The following is a 617-nucleotide window of genomic DNA, read 5'->3' as shown; positions in this document are numbered from 1 at the left end:
AGTTATGCACGCGTTTATGGTCATGCCAAGGTTTCTGGCTTGGCTTGTATTTATAGCCATGCAAAAATTTATAATTATGCTGTTATTAATGGTCGTGCAAAGATTTATGGCAAGGTTTATGGGAATGCTTGTGTGAGTGGCTCTTGTGAGATTTATGGCTCTGTTTATGGCAATGCTAAAATCTCATATTGTGCAACGATCTGGGGGCGTGCTTATGGCAATGCAAAAATCAACAAAAAAAGCAAAGTAAGGTTGGTTCCCAAAAATTGTGAGGTGTATGAAAGGGATAATGTTGTCAATATAACTGATAAAACAGAATAAAGAACGGCGTGGGGGGCGTGCCTTCTTTATGGTTATAAACGCATATAAAATGCATTGCTATAAACATATCATAAAAGAGAGAGTAAAATAAAAAAAGCCGTGCCAAGTGATATGACGCGGCTTTCAAATAGCGTTTTTTATTGATTAAAACGAATCATCCACAATGGAGTAATGAATGCATATATACAAAACGTATCATATTGCAAGCGCTCTATGAGAGATATGAAAACTTATCAAAAGAAACGTAAATGTGCGTATGATCTTTAATCACTCATTTGAATGAGAGAGCCTATAAA

General features: G+C 35.8%; 1 pseudogene. It reads left to right on the top strand.

Going from position 1 to position 617, the window contains the following annotated elements:
* Positions 1-321: pseudogene (locus ACFIKH_RS09355) on the top strand (hypothetical protein); the annotation flags it as partial.
* Between the last annotated feature and the right edge of the window lie 296 nt (positions 322-617).

Origin of the sequence: Bartonella sp. SD1336NMGDW (assembly GCF_042193565.1) — a bacterium.
Taxonomy (GTDB): Bacteria; Pseudomonadota; Alphaproteobacteria; order Rhizobiales; family Rhizobiaceae; genus Bartonella; species Bartonella grahamii.
This window is presented reverse-complemented; position numbering and strand designations above follow the sequence as displayed.